Annotated in this window: 19 protein-coding genes; 6 read left to right on the top strand and 13 right to left on the bottom strand. The window is 65.2% G+C overall.

Annotated elements, in window-relative coordinates; translation table 11 throughout:
- Positions 1–52: 52 nt before the first annotated feature.
- Both nadA and nadC read right to left on the bottom strand, forming a co-directional pair.
- Positions 53–1,150, bottom strand: coding sequence for a quinolinate synthase NadA (nadA, locus tag HZS63_RS03735; RefSeq protein ID WP_180682700.1), 1,098 nt, complete (start codon positions 1,148–1,150; stop codon positions 53–55).
- Positions 1,151–1,178: 28 nt separating this feature from the next.
- Positions 1,179–2,054: a carboxylating nicotinate-nucleotide diphosphorylase gene (nadC, locus tag HZS63_RS03740; protein WP_180682701.1), complete on the bottom strand. Its 876-nt coding sequence runs from the start codon at positions 2,052–2,054 to the stop codon at positions 1,179–1,181.
- 148 nt (positions 2,055–2,202) lie between these two features.
- Between nadC and panB the strand changes: the two genes are divergently transcribed.
- Complete coding sequence (gene panB, locus HZS63_RS03745) at positions 2,203–3,078, top strand: 3-methyl-2-oxobutanoate hydroxymethyltransferase (protein WP_180682702.1); 876 nt, start codon at positions 2,203–2,205, stop codon at positions 3,076–3,078.
- Positions 3,079–3,082: 4 nt separating this feature from the next.
- A complete protein-coding gene (gene panC, locus HZS63_RS03750; RefSeq protein ID WP_180682703.1) occupies positions 3,083–3,934 on the top strand; it encodes a pantoate--beta-alanine ligase in 852 nt (283 codons plus the stop codon).
- A gap of 13 nt (positions 3,935–3,947) precedes the next feature.
- Here panC and HZS63_RS03755 read toward each other — a convergent pair whose 3' ends face one another.
- The 4 genes from HZS63_RS03755 to HZS63_RS03770 all read right to left on the bottom strand — a co-directional run bounded on the left by HZS63_RS03755 (position 3,948) and on the right by HZS63_RS03770 (position 6,220).
- Positions 3,948–4,982, bottom strand: a complete 1,035-nt coding sequence (locus HZS63_RS03755; protein WP_180682704.1) for an NAD(P)H-dependent glycerol-3-phosphate dehydrogenase — start codon at positions 4,980–4,982, stop codon at positions 3,948–3,950.
- 18 nt (positions 4,983–5,000) lie between these two features.
- Complete coding sequence (gene secB / locus HZS63_RS03760; protein ID WP_180682705.1) at positions 5,001–5,453, bottom strand: protein-export chaperone SecB; 453 nt, start codon at positions 5,451–5,453, stop codon at positions 5,001–5,003.
- A 74-nt stretch (positions 5,454–5,527) separates the two neighbouring features.
- Positions 5,528–5,782: a glutaredoxin 3 gene (gene grxC / locus HZS63_RS03765; RefSeq protein ID WP_180682706.1), complete on the bottom strand. Its 255-nt coding sequence runs from the start codon at positions 5,780–5,782 to the stop codon at positions 5,528–5,530.
- 27 nt (positions 5,783–5,809) lie between these two features.
- Positions 5,810–6,220: a rhodanese-like domain-containing protein gene (locus tag HZS63_RS03770; RefSeq protein WP_180682707.1), complete on the bottom strand. Its 411-nt coding sequence runs from the start codon at positions 6,218–6,220 to the stop codon at positions 5,810–5,812.
- Positions 6,221–6,287: 67 nt separating this feature from the next.
- Between HZS63_RS03770 and gpmA the strand changes: the two genes are divergently transcribed.
- The 3 genes from gpmA to HZS63_RS03785 all read left to right on the top strand — a co-directional run bounded on the left by gpmA (position 6,288) and on the right by HZS63_RS03785 (position 9,344).
- Positions 6,288–7,031, top strand: coding sequence for a 2,3-diphosphoglycerate-dependent phosphoglycerate mutase (gene gpmA, locus HZS63_RS03775; protein WP_180682708.1), 744 nt, complete (start codon positions 6,288–6,290; stop codon positions 7,029–7,031).
- 97 nt (positions 7,032–7,128) lie between these two features.
- The gene (locus tag HZS63_RS03780; RefSeq protein ID WP_180682709.1) at positions 7,129–8,595 is read left to right on the top strand and encodes a S41 family peptidase; all 1,467 of its coding nucleotides are present in this window, start codon (positions 7,129–7,131) and stop codon (positions 8,593–8,595) included.
- A complete protein-coding gene (locus HZS63_RS03785; RefSeq protein WP_180682710.1) occupies positions 8,592–9,344 on the top strand; it encodes a HesA/MoeB/ThiF family protein in 753 nt (250 codons plus the stop codon). Before HZS63_RS03780 ends, HZS63_RS03785 begins: the two co-directional genes overlap by 4 nt.
- A gap of 31 nt (positions 9,345–9,375) precedes the next feature.
- Here HZS63_RS03785 and HZS63_RS03790 read toward each other — a convergent pair whose 3' ends face one another.
- The 6 genes from HZS63_RS03790 to HZS63_RS03815 form a co-directional block, all read right to left on the bottom strand.
- Positions 9,376–10,239: a DUF429 domain-containing protein gene (locus HZS63_RS03790; protein ID WP_180682711.1), complete on the bottom strand. Its 864-nt coding sequence runs from the start codon at positions 10,237–10,239 to the stop codon at positions 9,376–9,378.
- A 9-nt stretch (positions 10,240–10,248) separates the two neighbouring features.
- Positions 10,249–10,674 carry a BLUF domain-containing protein gene (locus tag HZS63_RS03795; protein WP_180682712.1) on the bottom strand — a complete coding sequence of 142 codons (426 nt, stop codon included), beginning with the start codon at positions 10,672–10,674 and terminating at the stop codon, positions 10,249–10,251.
- A 3-nt stretch (positions 10,675–10,677) separates the two neighbouring features.
- Positions 10,678–11,403, bottom strand: coding sequence for a GTP cyclohydrolase I (folE, locus tag HZS63_RS03800; protein ID WP_180682713.1), 726 nt, complete (start codon positions 11,401–11,403; stop codon positions 10,678–10,680).
- Positions 11,404–11,469: 66 nt separating this feature from the next.
- The gene (clsB, locus tag HZS63_RS03805; protein ID WP_180682714.1) at positions 11,470–12,711 is read right to left on the bottom strand and encodes a cardiolipin synthase ClsB; all 1,242 of its coding nucleotides are present in this window, start codon (positions 12,709–12,711) and stop codon (positions 11,470–11,472) included.
- Positions 12,702–13,433, bottom strand: a complete 732-nt coding sequence (locus tag HZS63_RS03810) for an endonuclease/exonuclease/phosphatase family protein (protein ID WP_180682715.1) — start codon at positions 13,431–13,433, stop codon at positions 12,702–12,704. The genes clsB and HZS63_RS03810 overlap by 10 nt, the downstream gene beginning before the upstream one ends.
- Positions 13,434–13,564: 131 nt before the next feature.
- Complete coding sequence (locus tag HZS63_RS03815) at positions 13,565–13,807, bottom strand: TIGR04438 family Trp-rich protein (RefSeq protein WP_180682716.1); 243 nt, start codon at positions 13,805–13,807, stop codon at positions 13,565–13,567.
- Positions 13,808–13,932: 125 nt separating this feature from the next.
- Between HZS63_RS03815 and HZS63_RS03820 the strand changes: the two genes are divergently transcribed.
- Complete coding sequence (locus tag HZS63_RS03820; RefSeq protein ID WP_180682717.1) at positions 13,933–14,238, top strand: c-type cytochrome; 306 nt, start codon at positions 13,933–13,935, stop codon at positions 14,236–14,238.
- 46 nt (positions 14,239–14,284) lie between these two features.
- On the opposite strand, the gene ylqF is transcribed toward HZS63_RS03820, so the two are convergent.
- Complete coding sequence (gene ylqF / locus HZS63_RS03825; protein ID WP_180682718.1) at positions 14,285–15,235, bottom strand: ribosome biogenesis GTPase YlqF; 951 nt, start codon at positions 15,233–15,235, stop codon at positions 14,285–14,287.
- Between the last annotated feature and the right edge of the window lie 12 nt (positions 15,236–15,247).

The raw sequence follows: 15,247 nt of genomic DNA on the forward strand, positions 1-15,247 counted from the left end.
AAGGGCAAGAGGCACCGGCACCCCGCACGTCCACGCATTGTGCGTTGAACGCTCAGGCCGCGCCCAAATGGGGAACCAAGGCCCCGGCATCGTGACCGGATTTCAACGCCGCGGTGAAAGCCAGCATCCGGTCGATCGGCTGGCGCGCCCGGGGAATCAACCGCGCATCCACATGGATTTCGTTGAGCCCGGTCTCCAGCACCATCGCCACGCCGGCCAGGCTGTTCATCGCCATCCAAGGGCAATGGGCACAGCTTTTGCAGGTCGCGCTGTGGCCAGCCGTCGGGGCTTCGATGAACACCTTGCCCGGGTTGAGCGTGCGCAGCTTGTGCATCATGCCGCTGTCGGTGGCCACGATGAAGGTGTGCGCATCCATCTCCTGGGCCGCCTTCAGAATGGCGCTGGTGGAGCCGACCGCATCGGCCAGGGCCACCACGTCGGCCGGGCTTTCCGGGTGCACCAGCACCTTCGCACCCGGGTGCTGCTTGAGCAGCTCCCGCAGCTCGAACGCCTTGAACTCGTCGTGCACCACGCAGGAGCCCTTCCACATCAGCATGTCGGCGCCCGTCTGGCGCTGGATGTAATCGCCCAGATGCTTGTCGGGCGCCCAGAGGATCTTGTGGCCCTTGGCCTTGAGGGCAGAGACGATGTCCAGGGCGCAGCTGGAGGTGACGAGCCAGTCGGCCCGCGCCTTCACCGCCGCGCTGGTGTTCGCATAGACGACCACCGTGCGGTCGGGATGGGCATCGCAGAAATCGGCGAAGTCGCCTTCGGGGCAGCCCAGATCCAGCGAGCAGTTGGCGTCCAGGTCGGGCATGAGGACGGTTTTTTCGGGCGACAGGATCTTGGCCGTCTCGCCCATGAAGCGCACACCACTGACCACCAGCGTCTGGGCCGGGTGGTCGCGGCCGAAGCGGGCCATTTCCAGGCTGTCGCTGACGATGCCACCCGTCTCCTCGGCGAGGTCCTGCAGGTCTGGGTGCACGTAGTAGTGCGAGACCATCACCGCGTTGCGCTCCTTGAGCAAGCGACGGATTTTCTCCTTCAGCGCCCGCCGCTCGTCAGGCGACGGCTCCACGGGCACCCGCGCCCAGGCGTGCCGCGTGGTACACGCCGGTTGCTCGATATCGACTTCAATGACCTGATCCATGTTGCTTCCCAGCGATGCGCCTGCGGCCTCAGCAGGCCTCGAAACGCATCGAAAAATCCACCGCCTTCACATCCTTGGTGAGCGCTCCGATGGAAATGCGGTCCACCCCGGTTTCTGCAAGGGCCCGCACCGTGCCCTCGTTCACACCGCCGGAAATCTCCAGCACCGCGCCCCCCTTCGGATGTGCGGCATTGCGCCTGACCGCCTCATGCAAGGTCGGCAGATCCATATTGTCCAGCAGGATCATGCGGGCACCGGCCTCCAGGGCCTCTTCGAGCTGGGCCAGCGTCTCGACCTCGATTTGCACGAACCGCGCTTGTGGTGCCACAGCCTGGACTTGCTGCAGCACCGCCGTCACGCCACCGGCCGCCGCGATGTGGTTTTCCTTGATCAGCACCGCGTCGTACAGACCGATGCGGTGGTTGGTGCCTCCACCCACCCGCACGGCGTACTTCTGCGCCATGCGCAAGCCCGGCAGGGTCTTGCGGGTGTCGACGATGCGCGCGCGCGTCCCGGCCACCAGGCCGACATAATGCGCCGTCTTGGTCGCCACGGCGCTGAGCGTCTGCAGAAAATTCAGCGCCGTGCGCTCGGCGCTGAGCAAAGCCTGGGCGCGACCTTCGACCTCCAGCACCACCTGATCCGCCACACAGCGCCCGCCTTCGGCCACATGCCAGGTGATGCGGGCCTGCGGGTCCAGCGCACGTACCGTCGCCTCCACCCAGGGCTGACCGCACAGCACGGCAGGCTCCCGCACCAGCACGCGGGCACGGGCCTCGCGGGTCGGCTCGACCAGCGCAGCCGTCAGGTCGCCGGGCCCCACATCCTCGGCCAGCGCCCGCTCCACATCGGCCTGCACAATGGCAGCCATTGCCGCCGCTGAAAAGTCGTCTCGATGACTCATGACATCCTCGGGTATGAAAGCCCTTTCGGCTTCAAAGAGGGCAAGCATAACGGCTGCAGCGGCTACAGCCAGCGGATCGACTAGACTTCCATGGTCCAATCCAGGATTTTGCAGCGCAATATCCACCCTTTCCCGAGCCCGAACCCACATGAGTGAGACCACCGCCAGCACCCCCTACGGCACCCTCCCGGCCGCTTCCCCCTTGCCGCCGCGCAAGCCCGTGAGCCTGCCGCGCCTGCAGGACATGCGCGAGCGCGGCGAAAAGATCACCATGCTCACCGCCTACGACGCCACCTTCGCCGCCGTGGCCGACAGCGCGGGGGTCGAATGCCTGTTGATCGGCGACTCCCTGGGCATGGTCTGCCAGGGCTTGAGCAGCACCGTCGGCGTCACGCTGGACGCCATGTGCTACCACGTCGAATGCGTCACCCGCGGCCTGCGCCGGGTGCAGGGCACCGCCTGGGTGATCGGCGACCTGCCTTTCGGCAGCTATCACGAATCGAAGGAACAGGCCATCCGCAGCGCCTCTGCCTTGCTGCACGCCGGCGCCCACATGATCAAGCTCGAAGGCGGCGGCTGGACCACCGACACCGTCCGCTTTCTGGTCGAGCGTGGTATTCCGGTCTGCGCACACCTCGGCCTCACGCCTCAAACGGTGCATGCCCTCGGGGGCTACCGCGTGCAGGGTCGCAGCGAAAGCGACGCCCTGCGCCTGAAGCGCGACGCCCTGGAGCTGCAGGATGCCGGCGCCGCCATGCTGGTACTCGAAATGGTGCCTGCGGCTCTGGCTGCCGAGGTCACCCAACAATTGCTACGCTGCCACACCATCGGCATCGGGTCGGGCAACGGTACCGCCGGGCAGGTACTCGTCATGCATGACATGCTCGGCGTCAACCTGGGCAAAACCCCGAAGTTCGTTCGCAACTTCATGGAAGGCGCCTCCAGTGTGCGCGATGCCATGGCGTCCTATGTGCGCGCCGTCAAGGACGGCAGCTTCCCCGACAACGCCAGCCACGCCTGGTGAGGCCATGCAAGTCGTCCACACCATTGCCGAACTGCGCCGTCACCTGGCCCGTTTCGACGCTCCGGCCTTCGTGCCCACGATGGGCAATCTGCACGAAGGGCACCTCGCGCTCGTGCGCCAGGCCCAACAGCTGGGAGACGTGACCGTCGCCAGCATCTTCGTCAACCGGCTGCAATTCCTGCCGCACGAAGACTTCGACACTTACCCGCGCACCCTTGATGCCGACTGCGCCCAACTCGAGGCTCTAGGCTGCGACGTGGTGTTCGCCCCTTCGGAGCAAGAGCTCTATCCCGAACCCCAGGGCTTCAAGGTTCACCCGCCGGCCGCGCTCGCCGACATGCTGGAGGGCCATTTCCGCCCGGGCTTTTTCACCGGCGTCAGCACGGTGGTGATGAAGCTGTTCCAGATCGTCTTCGGGCAGTGCAAGGCAGGCGGCCACGCCGTGTTCGGCAAAAAGGACTACCAGCAGCTCATGGTGATCCGCCAGATGGTCCGGCAGTTCGCGCTGCCCGTGACCATTCATGGCGGCGAGATCGTCCGGACCGACGACGGTCTGGCCCTGAGCTCACGCAACGGCTACCTGACCCCCGAGGAGCGAGCCGAAGCGGTGCAGTTGCCACGCGCCTTGCAAACCCTCGTCGCCGCGGTGCTGGGTGGCGAGCATAACCTGGCCGCACTGGAACAGCAGGCCACGGACACCCTGACCCGGCGCGGCTGGCAGGTGGACTACCTCACCGTGCGCCGGCGTGCCGACCTGCACCCCCCCGCCCCCAACGGCTTCTTGCCAGGTGAACTGGTGGCGCTGGGTGCGGCCCGCCTGGGCCGCACGCGCCTGATCGACAACTGGGAATTCTGAGGGCCCGGCGGTCTCAGCGGATTTCGGCCACGGGTTCACGTCCCATCAACCGGGTCACGGCTTCCTGGGGGCGCAGTCGCCCGTCCAGCAAAGCCACCACCGCCTCGGTGATCGGCATTTCGACGCCCAGCCATCGGGCCCGCTGTGCCACCGTGCGGGCGCTGTACACGCCCTCGGCCACATGGCCGAGCGAGTCCACCGCCTGCTGCAAGGTCTGCCCCTGCGCCAGCAGCAACCCCACTTGCCGGTTGCGGCTCAAGTCACCCGTGGCGGTCAGGACCAGATCACCCAGGCCGCTGAGTCCCATGAAGGTATCGATCTTCGCGCCCAGCGCTTGCCCGAGCCGAACCATCTCGGCCAGACCGCGTGTGATCAGTGCTGCACGGGCATTGAGGCCCAGCTGCAAGCCATCGCACAGCCCGGTGGCGATGGCCATCACATTTTTCACCGCTCCGCCCACTTCAACCCCCACCACGTCGTCGTTGGCATAGACCCGCAGCGCCTGGCTGTGGAAGGCCTCCACCAACAGGCGGCAGACCTCGGGATCGCGGCTGGCGGCCACCAGGGCGGTGGGGCAACCAGCCGCGACCTCCTTGGCAAAACTCGGGCCGCTGAGCACACCGGCGCGCAGGTCCGGTGCCACTTGTGCGCAAACCTCATGCCCCAGCAGCCCCAGCGGGGTCCGACCATCGGAGGCGGCATCCAGCGGTCGCTCGAAACCCTTGCACAGCCACACCACCGGCATCGACAGACCCCTCAATCGCTGCAGCATGCCGCGCAGCGCCGCCATCGGCGTCCCGATGACGATCAGATCCTCCGCCGCGAGCATGGCGGACAGCGCCGCTTCGGGTGCCGAAAAGGGATCGAGTCCAGCGGGAAACCTGGCACCGGGCAGGTAACGTCGGTTCTCCCGGTCTGCGGCCATCGCATCGGCCTGAGCGGCATCACGCGCCCACAGGCGCACCCGGTGCCTCACGCCCGTTTCGCTCGCGGCAGCGATCGCCAGAGCCGTCCCCCAGGCCCCGGCGCCCAGCACGGTGATGTTCATGGCTCGGGGGGGCGGGCTTTATTGAGTCACGGCCGGCGCAGCCGCTGCATCCTGCATCTGCTGCTGTTCATACATGGCCTGGAAATTGATCTCGGCCAGATGCACCGGAGGAAAGCCGCCACGCTGGATCAGGTCGGCCACGTTGCCGCGCAGGTAGGGATAGACGATTTGCGGGCAGGCAATGCCCAGGATCGGCCCCATCTGTTCCTGCGGCAGGTTGCGCAACTCGAAAATACCAGCCTGTTTGGCCTCGACCAGAAACACCGTCTTGTCCTTGATCTTGGTCTGCACGGTGCACGTCACGCTCACCTCGAACACACCTTCGGCCACGGGTTCGGCCGCCACGCCCAGCTGGATGTCCATGTTGGGCTGCTCCTGCTCCAACAGGATGGCAGGGGAATTGGGCTGCTCCAGCGAAGCCTCCTTGAGGTAGACGCGCTGAATCTGAAACACAGGGGTAAGGTCGGCCATGATGGTCTCGCAGAAAAAACAAAGCCCGCTGGGAGAGCCTTCTCGCAGCGGGCAAGAAACTCGTGAAGCAATGATTATGTCAGCATGGCAACGAGTTCACCGCGCGCATCGAGCGCATGCAAATCGTCACACCCCCCCACGTGCCGGCCGTCGATGAAGATCTGCGGCACGCTGGTACGCCCCACCTGTGCGGCCATGGCGGCACGCACATCGGGCCGCCCATCGACCACGATTTCTTCGTAATCCGTCACGCCCCGGGCCTCCAAAAGAGCCTTGGCGCGCTGGCAATAAGGACAGTAATCGCTGCTGTAAATCTTCACATGAGCCATGGTCACCTTCCAATCGGTGGTGAATGATCAGCCCTTTTGGACCGGGAGGTTGGCTGCGCGCCAAGCTCCCATGCCGCCAGCCAGGGAATAGGCCTTCTCGTAGCCGAGCTTTTTGGCCACGGCCACGGCGCGCTTGGAGCGGATGCCGGAGGCGCAGACCATCAGCACCGGCAGCGTCTTGTTCTTGACCACTTGCGTCAGGCGGTTCTCCAGCTCGCCGATCGGCACGTTCTTCGCGTTCGTCACATGCCCGGCCGCGAACTCCTCGGGCGAGCATACGTCGATGACGATCGCCTTTTCACGGTTGATCAACTGCACGGCCTGCGTTGGCGTCAGGCTGTTGGCCCCTCCACCACTCGTCACGGAGGGCCACAGCAGCATGGCGCCCGATGCGACAGCGATCAGGATCAGTACCCAGTTCTGAACGATGAAATCCACGGTTACCCCTTGTAGAACAACCCGGTATTTTAGAATCAAGGGCTTTGTACCTTCTTTGCCCTCTGCCATGTTCAAGCTCGTGCTCATCCGCCACGGCGAATCCATCTGGAACCTCGAAAACCGCTTCACCGGCTGGACCGATGTGGACCTCACACCGACGGGCATCTCGCAAGCCATTGCCGCCGGCCGCCTGCTCAAGGCCGAGGGGTGGGACTTCGACGCCTGCTACACCAGCGTGCTCAAGCGCGCCATCCACACGCTGTGGTACGTGCTCGACGAAATGGACCGCACCTGGCTGCCGGTGACCAAGGACTACCGCCTCAACGAACGTCACTACGGTGCGCTGCAGGGCCTTAACAAGGCAGACATGGCCAAGCAGTTTGGCGACGAGCAGGTGCTGGTCTGGCGCCGCAGCTACGACACCCCGCCGCCCGCCCTCGAACCGGACGATCCCCGCGGCCAGCGCAACGACCGCCGCTATGCCCATCTGCGTGCGGAGCAAATCCCCCTGACCGAGTGCCTCAAGGACACCGTGGCCCGGGTGGTGCCTTACTGGGAGCAGACCCTGGCACCGGCCATCCGTTCGGGCCAGCGCGTGCTGATTTCGGCCCACGGCAACTCCATCCGCGCCCTCATCAAGCACCTGGACGGCATCTCCGATGCCGACATCGTTCACCTCAACATCCCCAACGGCATCCCGCTGGTGTACGAGTTCGACGACGCGATGCGCCCCCTGCGCCGCTACTACCTGGGCGATGCGGCCGCCGCCGAAGCCGCTGCAGCTGCGGTGGCCGGCCAGGGCAGAGCCTGAACTCCTGCGCAGGGCATTGCGGAACCGACACCGCCCACACCCCTCCAAGGTGTATATTGCAGCGCAATGACCGGTGCACCCGGTTGAAGGTTGAGAGATGGGCCAGAAATTGAAAATTGCAGGTTGGGTGGCGATCGGCGCCTTGGCAGGCGCCCTCACCACGGTACAGTTGCAGGCGGTGGCACGGGGTGCCGTGTCGCCGTTGCCGCTGGAGGAGCTTCAGCAGCTGGCCGCCGTGTTCGGCATGATCAAGACCGATTACGTCGAACCGGTGGACGACCGCAAGCTCATCACCGATGCCATCTCCGGCATGGTGTCGGCCCTGGATCCGCACTCCCAATACTTCGATGCCAAGAGCTTCCGCGAATTCCGCGAGGGCACCAGCGGGCGCTTCGTGGGCGTCGGCATCGAGATCACCATGGAAGACGGGCTGGTGAAGGTCGTCTCCCCGATCGAGGACTCACCGGCCTTCCGCGCCGGGCTCAAGGCGAACGACCTCATCACCAAGATCGATGAAACCCCGGTCAAGGGCCTGACCATCAACGAGGCGGTTCGCCGCATGCGGGGCGAGCCCAACACCCGGGTGACGCTGACCATCTTCCGCCGCGACGAAAACCGCACCTTCCCGGTCACGATCACCCGCCAGGAAATCCGCACCCAGAGCGTGCGCGGGCGCGTGGTGGAACCGGGTTACGCCTGGCTGCGCGTGTCTCAGTTCCAGGAACGCACGGTCGAGGACTTTGCTCGTCGATTGGAAGCCATCTACCAGGAACAGCCGGATCTCAAAGGTCTGGTGCTGGATTTGCGCAACGACCCCGGCGGCCTGCTGGATGCGGCCGTGGCCCTGTCGGCCGCCTTCTTGCCCGAGAACGTGGTGGTGGTCACCACCAACGGCCAGCTCCCTGAAAGCAAGGCCACCTACCTCGCCTCCCCGCGCTACTACCTGCGGCGCGGTCAGCCCGACCCGATCCGCCGTCTGACCGAGGCGACCAACGGCATCTTCAAGACCATTCCGCTGGTGGTGCTGGTCAATGAAGGATCGGCCTCGGCCAGTGAAATCGTGGCAGGTGCCCTGCAGGATCACAAGCGGGCCACCATCATGGGCAACCAGACCTTTGGCAAGGGTTCGGTGCAGACGGTGCGCCCACTGGGCCCCGACACGGGCCTGAAACTCACCACCGCCCGTTACTACACCCCCAGCGGGCAGACCATCCAGGCGCGCGGCATCGTGCCCGACATCTGGCTGGACGAAACCGCCGAAGGCAACTTGTTCGCGGCCCTGCGCACCCGCGAAGCCGACCTCGACAACCGCCTCGGGAATGGCCAGCAGCGCGAACTGAGCGAAGCCGAGCGCGAGGCCGAACGCCAGCGCGAGCAAGAGCGGAAACAGGCCCGGCAACGCCTGGAAGAAGAGCAGCGCCGCAACCCCGGCCAGCGCTTGCTGCCTGAATTCGGCTCTGACCAGGACTTCCAGCTCCAGCAGGCACTCAACCAGCTCAAGGGTTTGCCGGTGATCGCCAGCCGCACGGCCACCGAACGTTCCGAACCCAAGGCCGAAAATTGAACGACGAGCAGCTCCTGCGTTACTCCCGACACATCCTGCTTGACGAGCTGGGTGTCGAGGGTCAGGAGCGGTTGCTGGCCTCTCATGCCTTGGTCATCGGAGCCGGCGGGCTGGGCTCCCCGGTGGCCCTGTACCTGGCCAGTGCCGGGGTCGGGCGCATCACCCTGGTCGATCACGATGCGGTGGACGCCACCAACCTGCAACGCCAGATCGCTCACAACCTCGAACGCATCGGACAGCCCAAGGCCGTGTCGGCCCGCACCGCCATGCTGGCCATCAACCCGGAGGTGTGCATCGACACGGTGCTGCAGCGCGCCGATGACGCCCTGCTCGACACCCATGTGCCAAGGGCCGACGTGGTGCTGGACTGCACCGACAACTTCGCCACCCGGCATGCCATCAACCGGGCGTGTGTGCGCCACCGGGTACCGTTGGTTTCGGGTGCCGCCATCCGCTTCGATGGGCAACTGTCGGTGTACGATCCGCGCGATGCCACTTCTCCCTGCTACGCCTGCGTTTTCCCCGACACCGAAGGGCTGGAGGAGACGCGCTGCGCCACCATGGGCGTGTTCGCCCCGCTGGTGGGGATCATCGGCACCATGCAGGCGGCCGAGGCCTTGAAAGTGCTGTCCGGCATGGGTTCGCGGCTCGTGGGGCGGCTGCTCATGCTCGACGGCCGCGATCTTGTTTTCCACGACGTCCGCCTGGCGCGCTCGACCACCTGCCCGGTCTGCGGCGTGCAGGCCTGATACCGGGCCCGGCGGTCGCTGCCGGCCCGATCTAGACCGCCCCCGCCCCCACGATCCAGCCTTCCAGCGGATCGAAGGGCGGCAAGCCATGGCATGGATGACCTGCCTCGTGTTGCCACTGCCCCCACGCCGCCTGCATGAGGCAAAGCACGGCGTCCAGCGCATCGCCCTGCGCGTCGCCGATGAGGGCCTCACGCAAGGTCTGGCCCACCCGCAGGCGCGTGCCCATGGCCTGCAGCAGCGGCGCAGAACCCGTTTCCAGCGCGTGCAAGAGGTCTTTGCGGGCCATCAGCCGCTCTGGCGTCTGGCGCGCCGCCTCATCGCTCTTGTAGCTGCGCGCGCCCAGCACGCTGCGGGCCAGCAAGCCGGGATACGCCTCCAGCGCCACCCGCCGTCGATCGCCCTGGTGCAAGCCCGGCAGATGCACACCGGCTTGCAACAAACAAGGCACGCCAGCATGCAGCATCAAGGCCACGGGCGGGTTGACCCATTTCATACTCGGGCTCGAACCCGCAGGACCGTCGGTGGCGCGGTGGGCGAACTTCTGCCCGGCCGGCCGCTCCCGGCAGAACGCAGCGAAGCGCTCACGGATCTCAGCCCGGCTCAAGGCGGCGTAGTGCCGCATGCAGGCCAGCCAATCGGTAGGCCAACCCAGGGCTTGCACCAATTCGCGGGGCAGGCCAAACGGCAGGTCGAAGCCGCCGACCCAATCGCCCGGCTCGGCCAGCCGACGGATGAAAGCGTCGAAGGTATCCAGCCGCTCCAGGCGTTGCAGCGTCACGAGTCGAATGCCTGATCCGACGTGCACACGGCCCACCGCGAGCACGATGGGCTTGCGCCGACCCGGTGCGCTCGTGAAGTCGCAACCCCAGAGTTCGGGGCGCTGCGCCGCCATGGCCAGGCCTCAGGCCCGCCCGATGATGCTGGCCGTGGCCATCAGTTCTTCCAGCAACGCCAGTGAAACCTTGCCCGACACGCTGTAGGGATCGAACTCGGGCCGCTCGGAATATTTCAGCACGATGGAGGTGTTGAGCTTGCTCAGATTGACCTGGCCCATGGTCCAGCCCCCAAAGCGGCGTTCGGAAATTTCCTCGTAATGCAGCAGCTCGATGTCGGTGTGGCGCGGGTCTTCGATGATGTGGTTGTAGAGCTGGTTGACGGCACGGCGCCCGCCCTCGATCGCCTGCACGAAAACGCCCCCTCCGTAGCACAGAATTCCGGTGATGCCGTTTTGCAGGTTGTGATGGCGCGCGGCCGCCAGGATCGATTCGATGGCCTCCGTGCTGTCCTTGTCCACCGCACGGCTGACGTAGAGAAGGCGAACCAACATGGCTTACTGGCCTCGTGGGATGAGTGAGAGGAATTCGCGACGCAGGTTGCTGTCCTTGAGAAACACGCCACGCATCACGGAATTGATCATCTTGCTGTCCATGTCCTTGACGCCCCGCCAGGCCATGCAGTAGTGGCTGGCTTCCATCACGATGGCCAGGCCGTCGGGCTGGGTTTTTTCCTGGATCAGGTCGGCCAATTGCACCACGGCCTCCTCTTGGATCTGTGGTCGTCCCATGACCCATTCGGCCAGGCGCGCGTACTTGCTCAGGCCGATCACATTGGTGTGCTCGTTGGGCATGACGCCGATCCAGATCTTGCCGATGACGGGGCAGAAATGGTGGCTGCAAGCACTGCGCACCGTGATGGGCCCCACGATCATGAGCTCGTTGAGGTGCTCGGCGTTGGGAAACTCCGTGATGGCCGGTGCTTTCACATACCGGCCGGCGAACACTTCCTTGAGGTACATCTTGGCCACACGGCGGGCGGTGTCCTCGGTGTTGTGGTCGTTGTCGGTGTCGATCACCAAGCTGTCGAGCACGGCCTGCATTTTCTCGGACACCTCGTCCAGCAGGGCCTCCATCTCTCCGGGCTGGATGAACTCGGCGATGTTGTCATTGGAATGAAAACGCTTGCGGGCCGCCCGTATGCGTTCACGGATCTTGACGGACACGGGTGTGCCCTCGTCGTGTGGGACGTCGGTCATGGTGTCTTCGGTCTTCATCAGCATGGGTTCATGGTAACACCCTTGTCTGCCATGGCGGCATTCCCCCATCCGGCCGCGGGGTACGTTGGCTCAGTAGCGGTGCCCGGTGAGGAACAGCACGGTGCGCATGACCGCAAACGCAATGCCGTCGCGCCAGCGCTCGTGCCAGGGCCTGGTGCGGAGTTGCTCCACTTGCAGGCGCCGGCCTTGAAAGCGCATCAGCCGGTCCAGGCGGTCGCGCAGGCGGCGGGCGAACACCACATCGGTGGTCACCACATTCGCCTCCCGCGCCAGCAACAGGCTCAAAGGGTCGAGGTTGGTGGACCCCACCGTGGCCCAGCGGCTATCCACCACCGCTACTTTGGCATGCAGGGCGCTGGGCGCGTATTCGTGGATCTCGACCCCGAAACGCAACAGCCGCCAGTGCACCGGCCGGGCGGCGTGGTATTGCAAAAAGCGCTCGTATTTCCCCTGGATCAGCAACCGCACCCGCACTCCGCGCTGCACGGCCAGGATGAGCGCGCGGCGCAAGCGGCGTCCGGGAATGAAATAAGCATTGGCGATGACCACTTCCTCTCGCGCCTCACCAATGGCCTTGAGATAGGCCTTCTCGATGTCGTGGCGGTGGCGCACGTTGTCGCGCAACAACAGGGCAGCATGGGCTTGGTGCACATGCAGCGTCTGCGCGTCCAAATCGGGCTGTGGGGACACATCCCACCACGCCCAGGGCTCGACCTGAGGCAAGCCTTCCAGCCAAGCTCCCCAGGCAGCACGGAAGGCGCGCTGCCGTGCCGCACGCAACGCCTGCAGACGCCACCAAAGCTGTTCCATGGTGTCGAGCATGTCCGCCACCAGCGGCCCGCTGACCTGCAGGGAAAAGTCCAAACGGGGAGCATCCAGGTGTCCCAGCACCACATCATCCTGGTCGTCGATCAAATTGATGCCGCCGCAGAAACCCACCACCCCATCCACCACGCAGAGCTTGCGGTGCAGGCGCCGCCAGCGACTCGGGATCAACAAGCCCAGACGCCCCAAAGGCTGGTAGATGCGCCACTGCACACCGGCGCGATGGAAGCGCTCGATCCATTCACGGGGCAACGTCGGCGTGCCAACGCCATCGACCACCAAGCGCACCGTCACCCCTCGCAACGCCGCCCGCTCCAGCGCCTCGGCCACCTGCAGCGCCCCGTTGGCGAACTCGAAGATGTAAGTCTCCACATGCACCAGACGCTGTGCACGGTCCATGGCCTGCGCCATCGCGGGAAACAAGGCCGCACCGCCTTCGAGCAAGCGCAGGCTGTGGCCGGGCCGCAGCACAGGCTTCAAACCCACGCCAGCTCCGCGATCAGCGGGAGATGATCGGACATGCGGCGCCAGGCCTTCCCATGCGGCACATGGGCATGCACCGGGCGCAAACCCCGTACGTAGATGCGATCCAGGTTCAGCAAGGGCAATCGAGCGGGGAAGGTCGGCAGGCGGATATCCTCGAAGGTGCGCAGACCGAACGCGGCCATGGGCCGGTGCAACCGCGCTTCCCAGTCGTTGAAGTCACCGGCCACGATGAGCCCTTCGTGCGCGGGCACATGCTCCTCGATGAAGCAGCCCAGCGCCTGCACCTGCCGCTGGCGGCTGGCGTGGATCAGCCCCAAATGCACCACCACCACATGCACCGGCTGCCCGTACACCTCCACCTTCACGTGCAGCAGGCCACGCTGCTCGAAGCGGTGGTCCGAGACGTCGTGGTGCTGCTGCGCCAGAACCGGCCAACGGGTCAACAAGGCGTTGCCATGCTCACCGTGCCGGGTCACGGCATTGGTGTGGTACACGGCTTCATAGCCCTCGGGTGCCAGAAAGTTGGCCTGCCCTTCGGCTGGCCAATGGGCAAAGATGCGCTGCATCTTGCGGTTGACACCCCGCACCTCTTGCAGACAGACCAGATCGGCATCGAACTGCTCCACGGCATGCACGAGGTTGTGGATCTCTAACCGACGCGCAGGCCCTAACCCCTGCACGCCTTTGTGAATGTTGTACGTCGCCACGCGAAGGGTGTTCATCTCAAAAACCATTCGATGGATGGGTGTTCCGGTTGCTCACGCTTGGTGGACATGGGAGCCGCCGAACCGGCGAAAGATTCCCGCCAGCGGCAACTCGGACGATCGAGCGCCCACAGCCCCCGGAGACAAACCTAAAAACGGTTCGATCGGAATCCCTTCAAACGCTCGCGACCCTCTTGCTTGCGAGCCTGTTTGCGCGCTTCTTCCCGCTCCAGGGCCTTGCGGCCGGTATAGCCTGTCGCATCGGCGATCCACCACCACAGCGCGGCCAGAGGAAACGGCGCCAGCACCCACCACCAGCTCCACGCAGCGACGGGGCCGATCGCGGCCCATTTCAACACCAGCAGTATCAGACCCAGTATCAAGAATCCCATGACGGCATGCCTCCTGTGAGTTGGCCCGTATCGATTGCAACAAGAGGTAATTCCCCGGCGTGGGGAAAACCTGCCCCGCTAAAATCGGGATGCACCCCCCCTCATTCTGCTTGAAGGAAAACATCATGAAACGCGCACTGCTCATTGTGGCCGCCAGCACCGTCGTGGCGCTACCGGCTCTGGCCGACGAAGCCCTGGCCCGCTCCAAGAACTGCATGGCCTGCCATGCCGTGGACAAGAAGCTGGTAGGACCCTCCTACAAGGACATCTCGGCCAAGTATGCAGGAGACCCCAACGCCGTGGCCAGACTGGCCACGAAAATTCAGCGCGGTGGCTCTGGCGTATGGGGCGCGATTCCCATGCCCGCCAACCCCCAGGTCAGCGACGCCGAGGCCCAGAAGCTGGCGGCTTGGTCGTTGAGTTTCCGCTGATTCAGCCTGCCAGGCCCAATGGGGCCTGGGTTCTTGCCCGCACGGTTCAAGGTGCGTCGCGCCGTCCGCCGCCCCGCCCGGCATCCTGTTTCGCCTTGCGCTGGGCAGCCCGCTCGGCCTCCACGCGCAACGCGGTCTGAAGCCACTGCTCATACTCCTGGGGTGTTTCCAGGGTGATGCGGCCCAATGCACCGGTGCGAAAGTCAGTCAGCACGATCTCCGCAGCCTTCTGCCGATTGAGGCGTCCTCCCGGCAGCAAAGCCCCCCGCTTGCGGGCGATGGCCGCCAGCAGCTCTTCGTCTTTCATGCCGGCAATGGCCTGCGGCGTCCATCCCCATTGGTAACGCGCCTCCAACAGGGCGCCATAAGGCCCCTGGAGGGCCTTGAGCAGCTCCAACGCCACCTCTTCCTCGTCATAGGCGTTGCGTCCCACGGCACCGCTGGCCGCCAAGTAGTAACCGCTTTGCGGCACGATGATCTTGGGCCACAACACACCCGGCGTATCGTATAGATAGAAATCGTCGGCCAGAACGATGCGTTGTTCCTGCTTGGTGACGCCGGCTTCGTCGGCGGCTTTCGTGGCCCGCTTGCCCACCAGCGTATTGATGAGCGTGGACTTGCCCACGTTGGGAATACCGCCGATGAGCACGCGCATGGGCTTGACCATGCCCCCACGATGGGGCGCGAGCTCGTGACAGGCTTTGATCAGCGCCCGTGCCGGTCCGGCCATGCCCGCGTCCAGACCCATGGCCAGTGTGCCGGAACGCGAGTTGTAGTGGTCCAACCAGGCCTGCGTACGCACCGGATCGGCCAGATCCTGTTTGTTCAATACCTTGAGCGTGGGCTTGCCCCGGGTGATCTGGGCCAGCATGGGGTTGGCGCTGGAACCGGGCAAGCGCGCATCCAGCATCTCGATGATGACATCGATGGCCTTGATGCGCTCCGCAATCGCCTGGCGGGTGGCATGCATGTGTCCGGGGAACCACTGTACCGACATGGGTCTGGCGCT

It is taken from the genome of Tepidicella baoligensis, assembly GCF_013432195.1.
In the GTDB taxonomy this organism is placed as follows: Bacteria; Pseudomonadota; Gammaproteobacteria; order Burkholderiales; family Burkholderiaceae_C; genus Tepidicella; species Tepidicella baoligensis.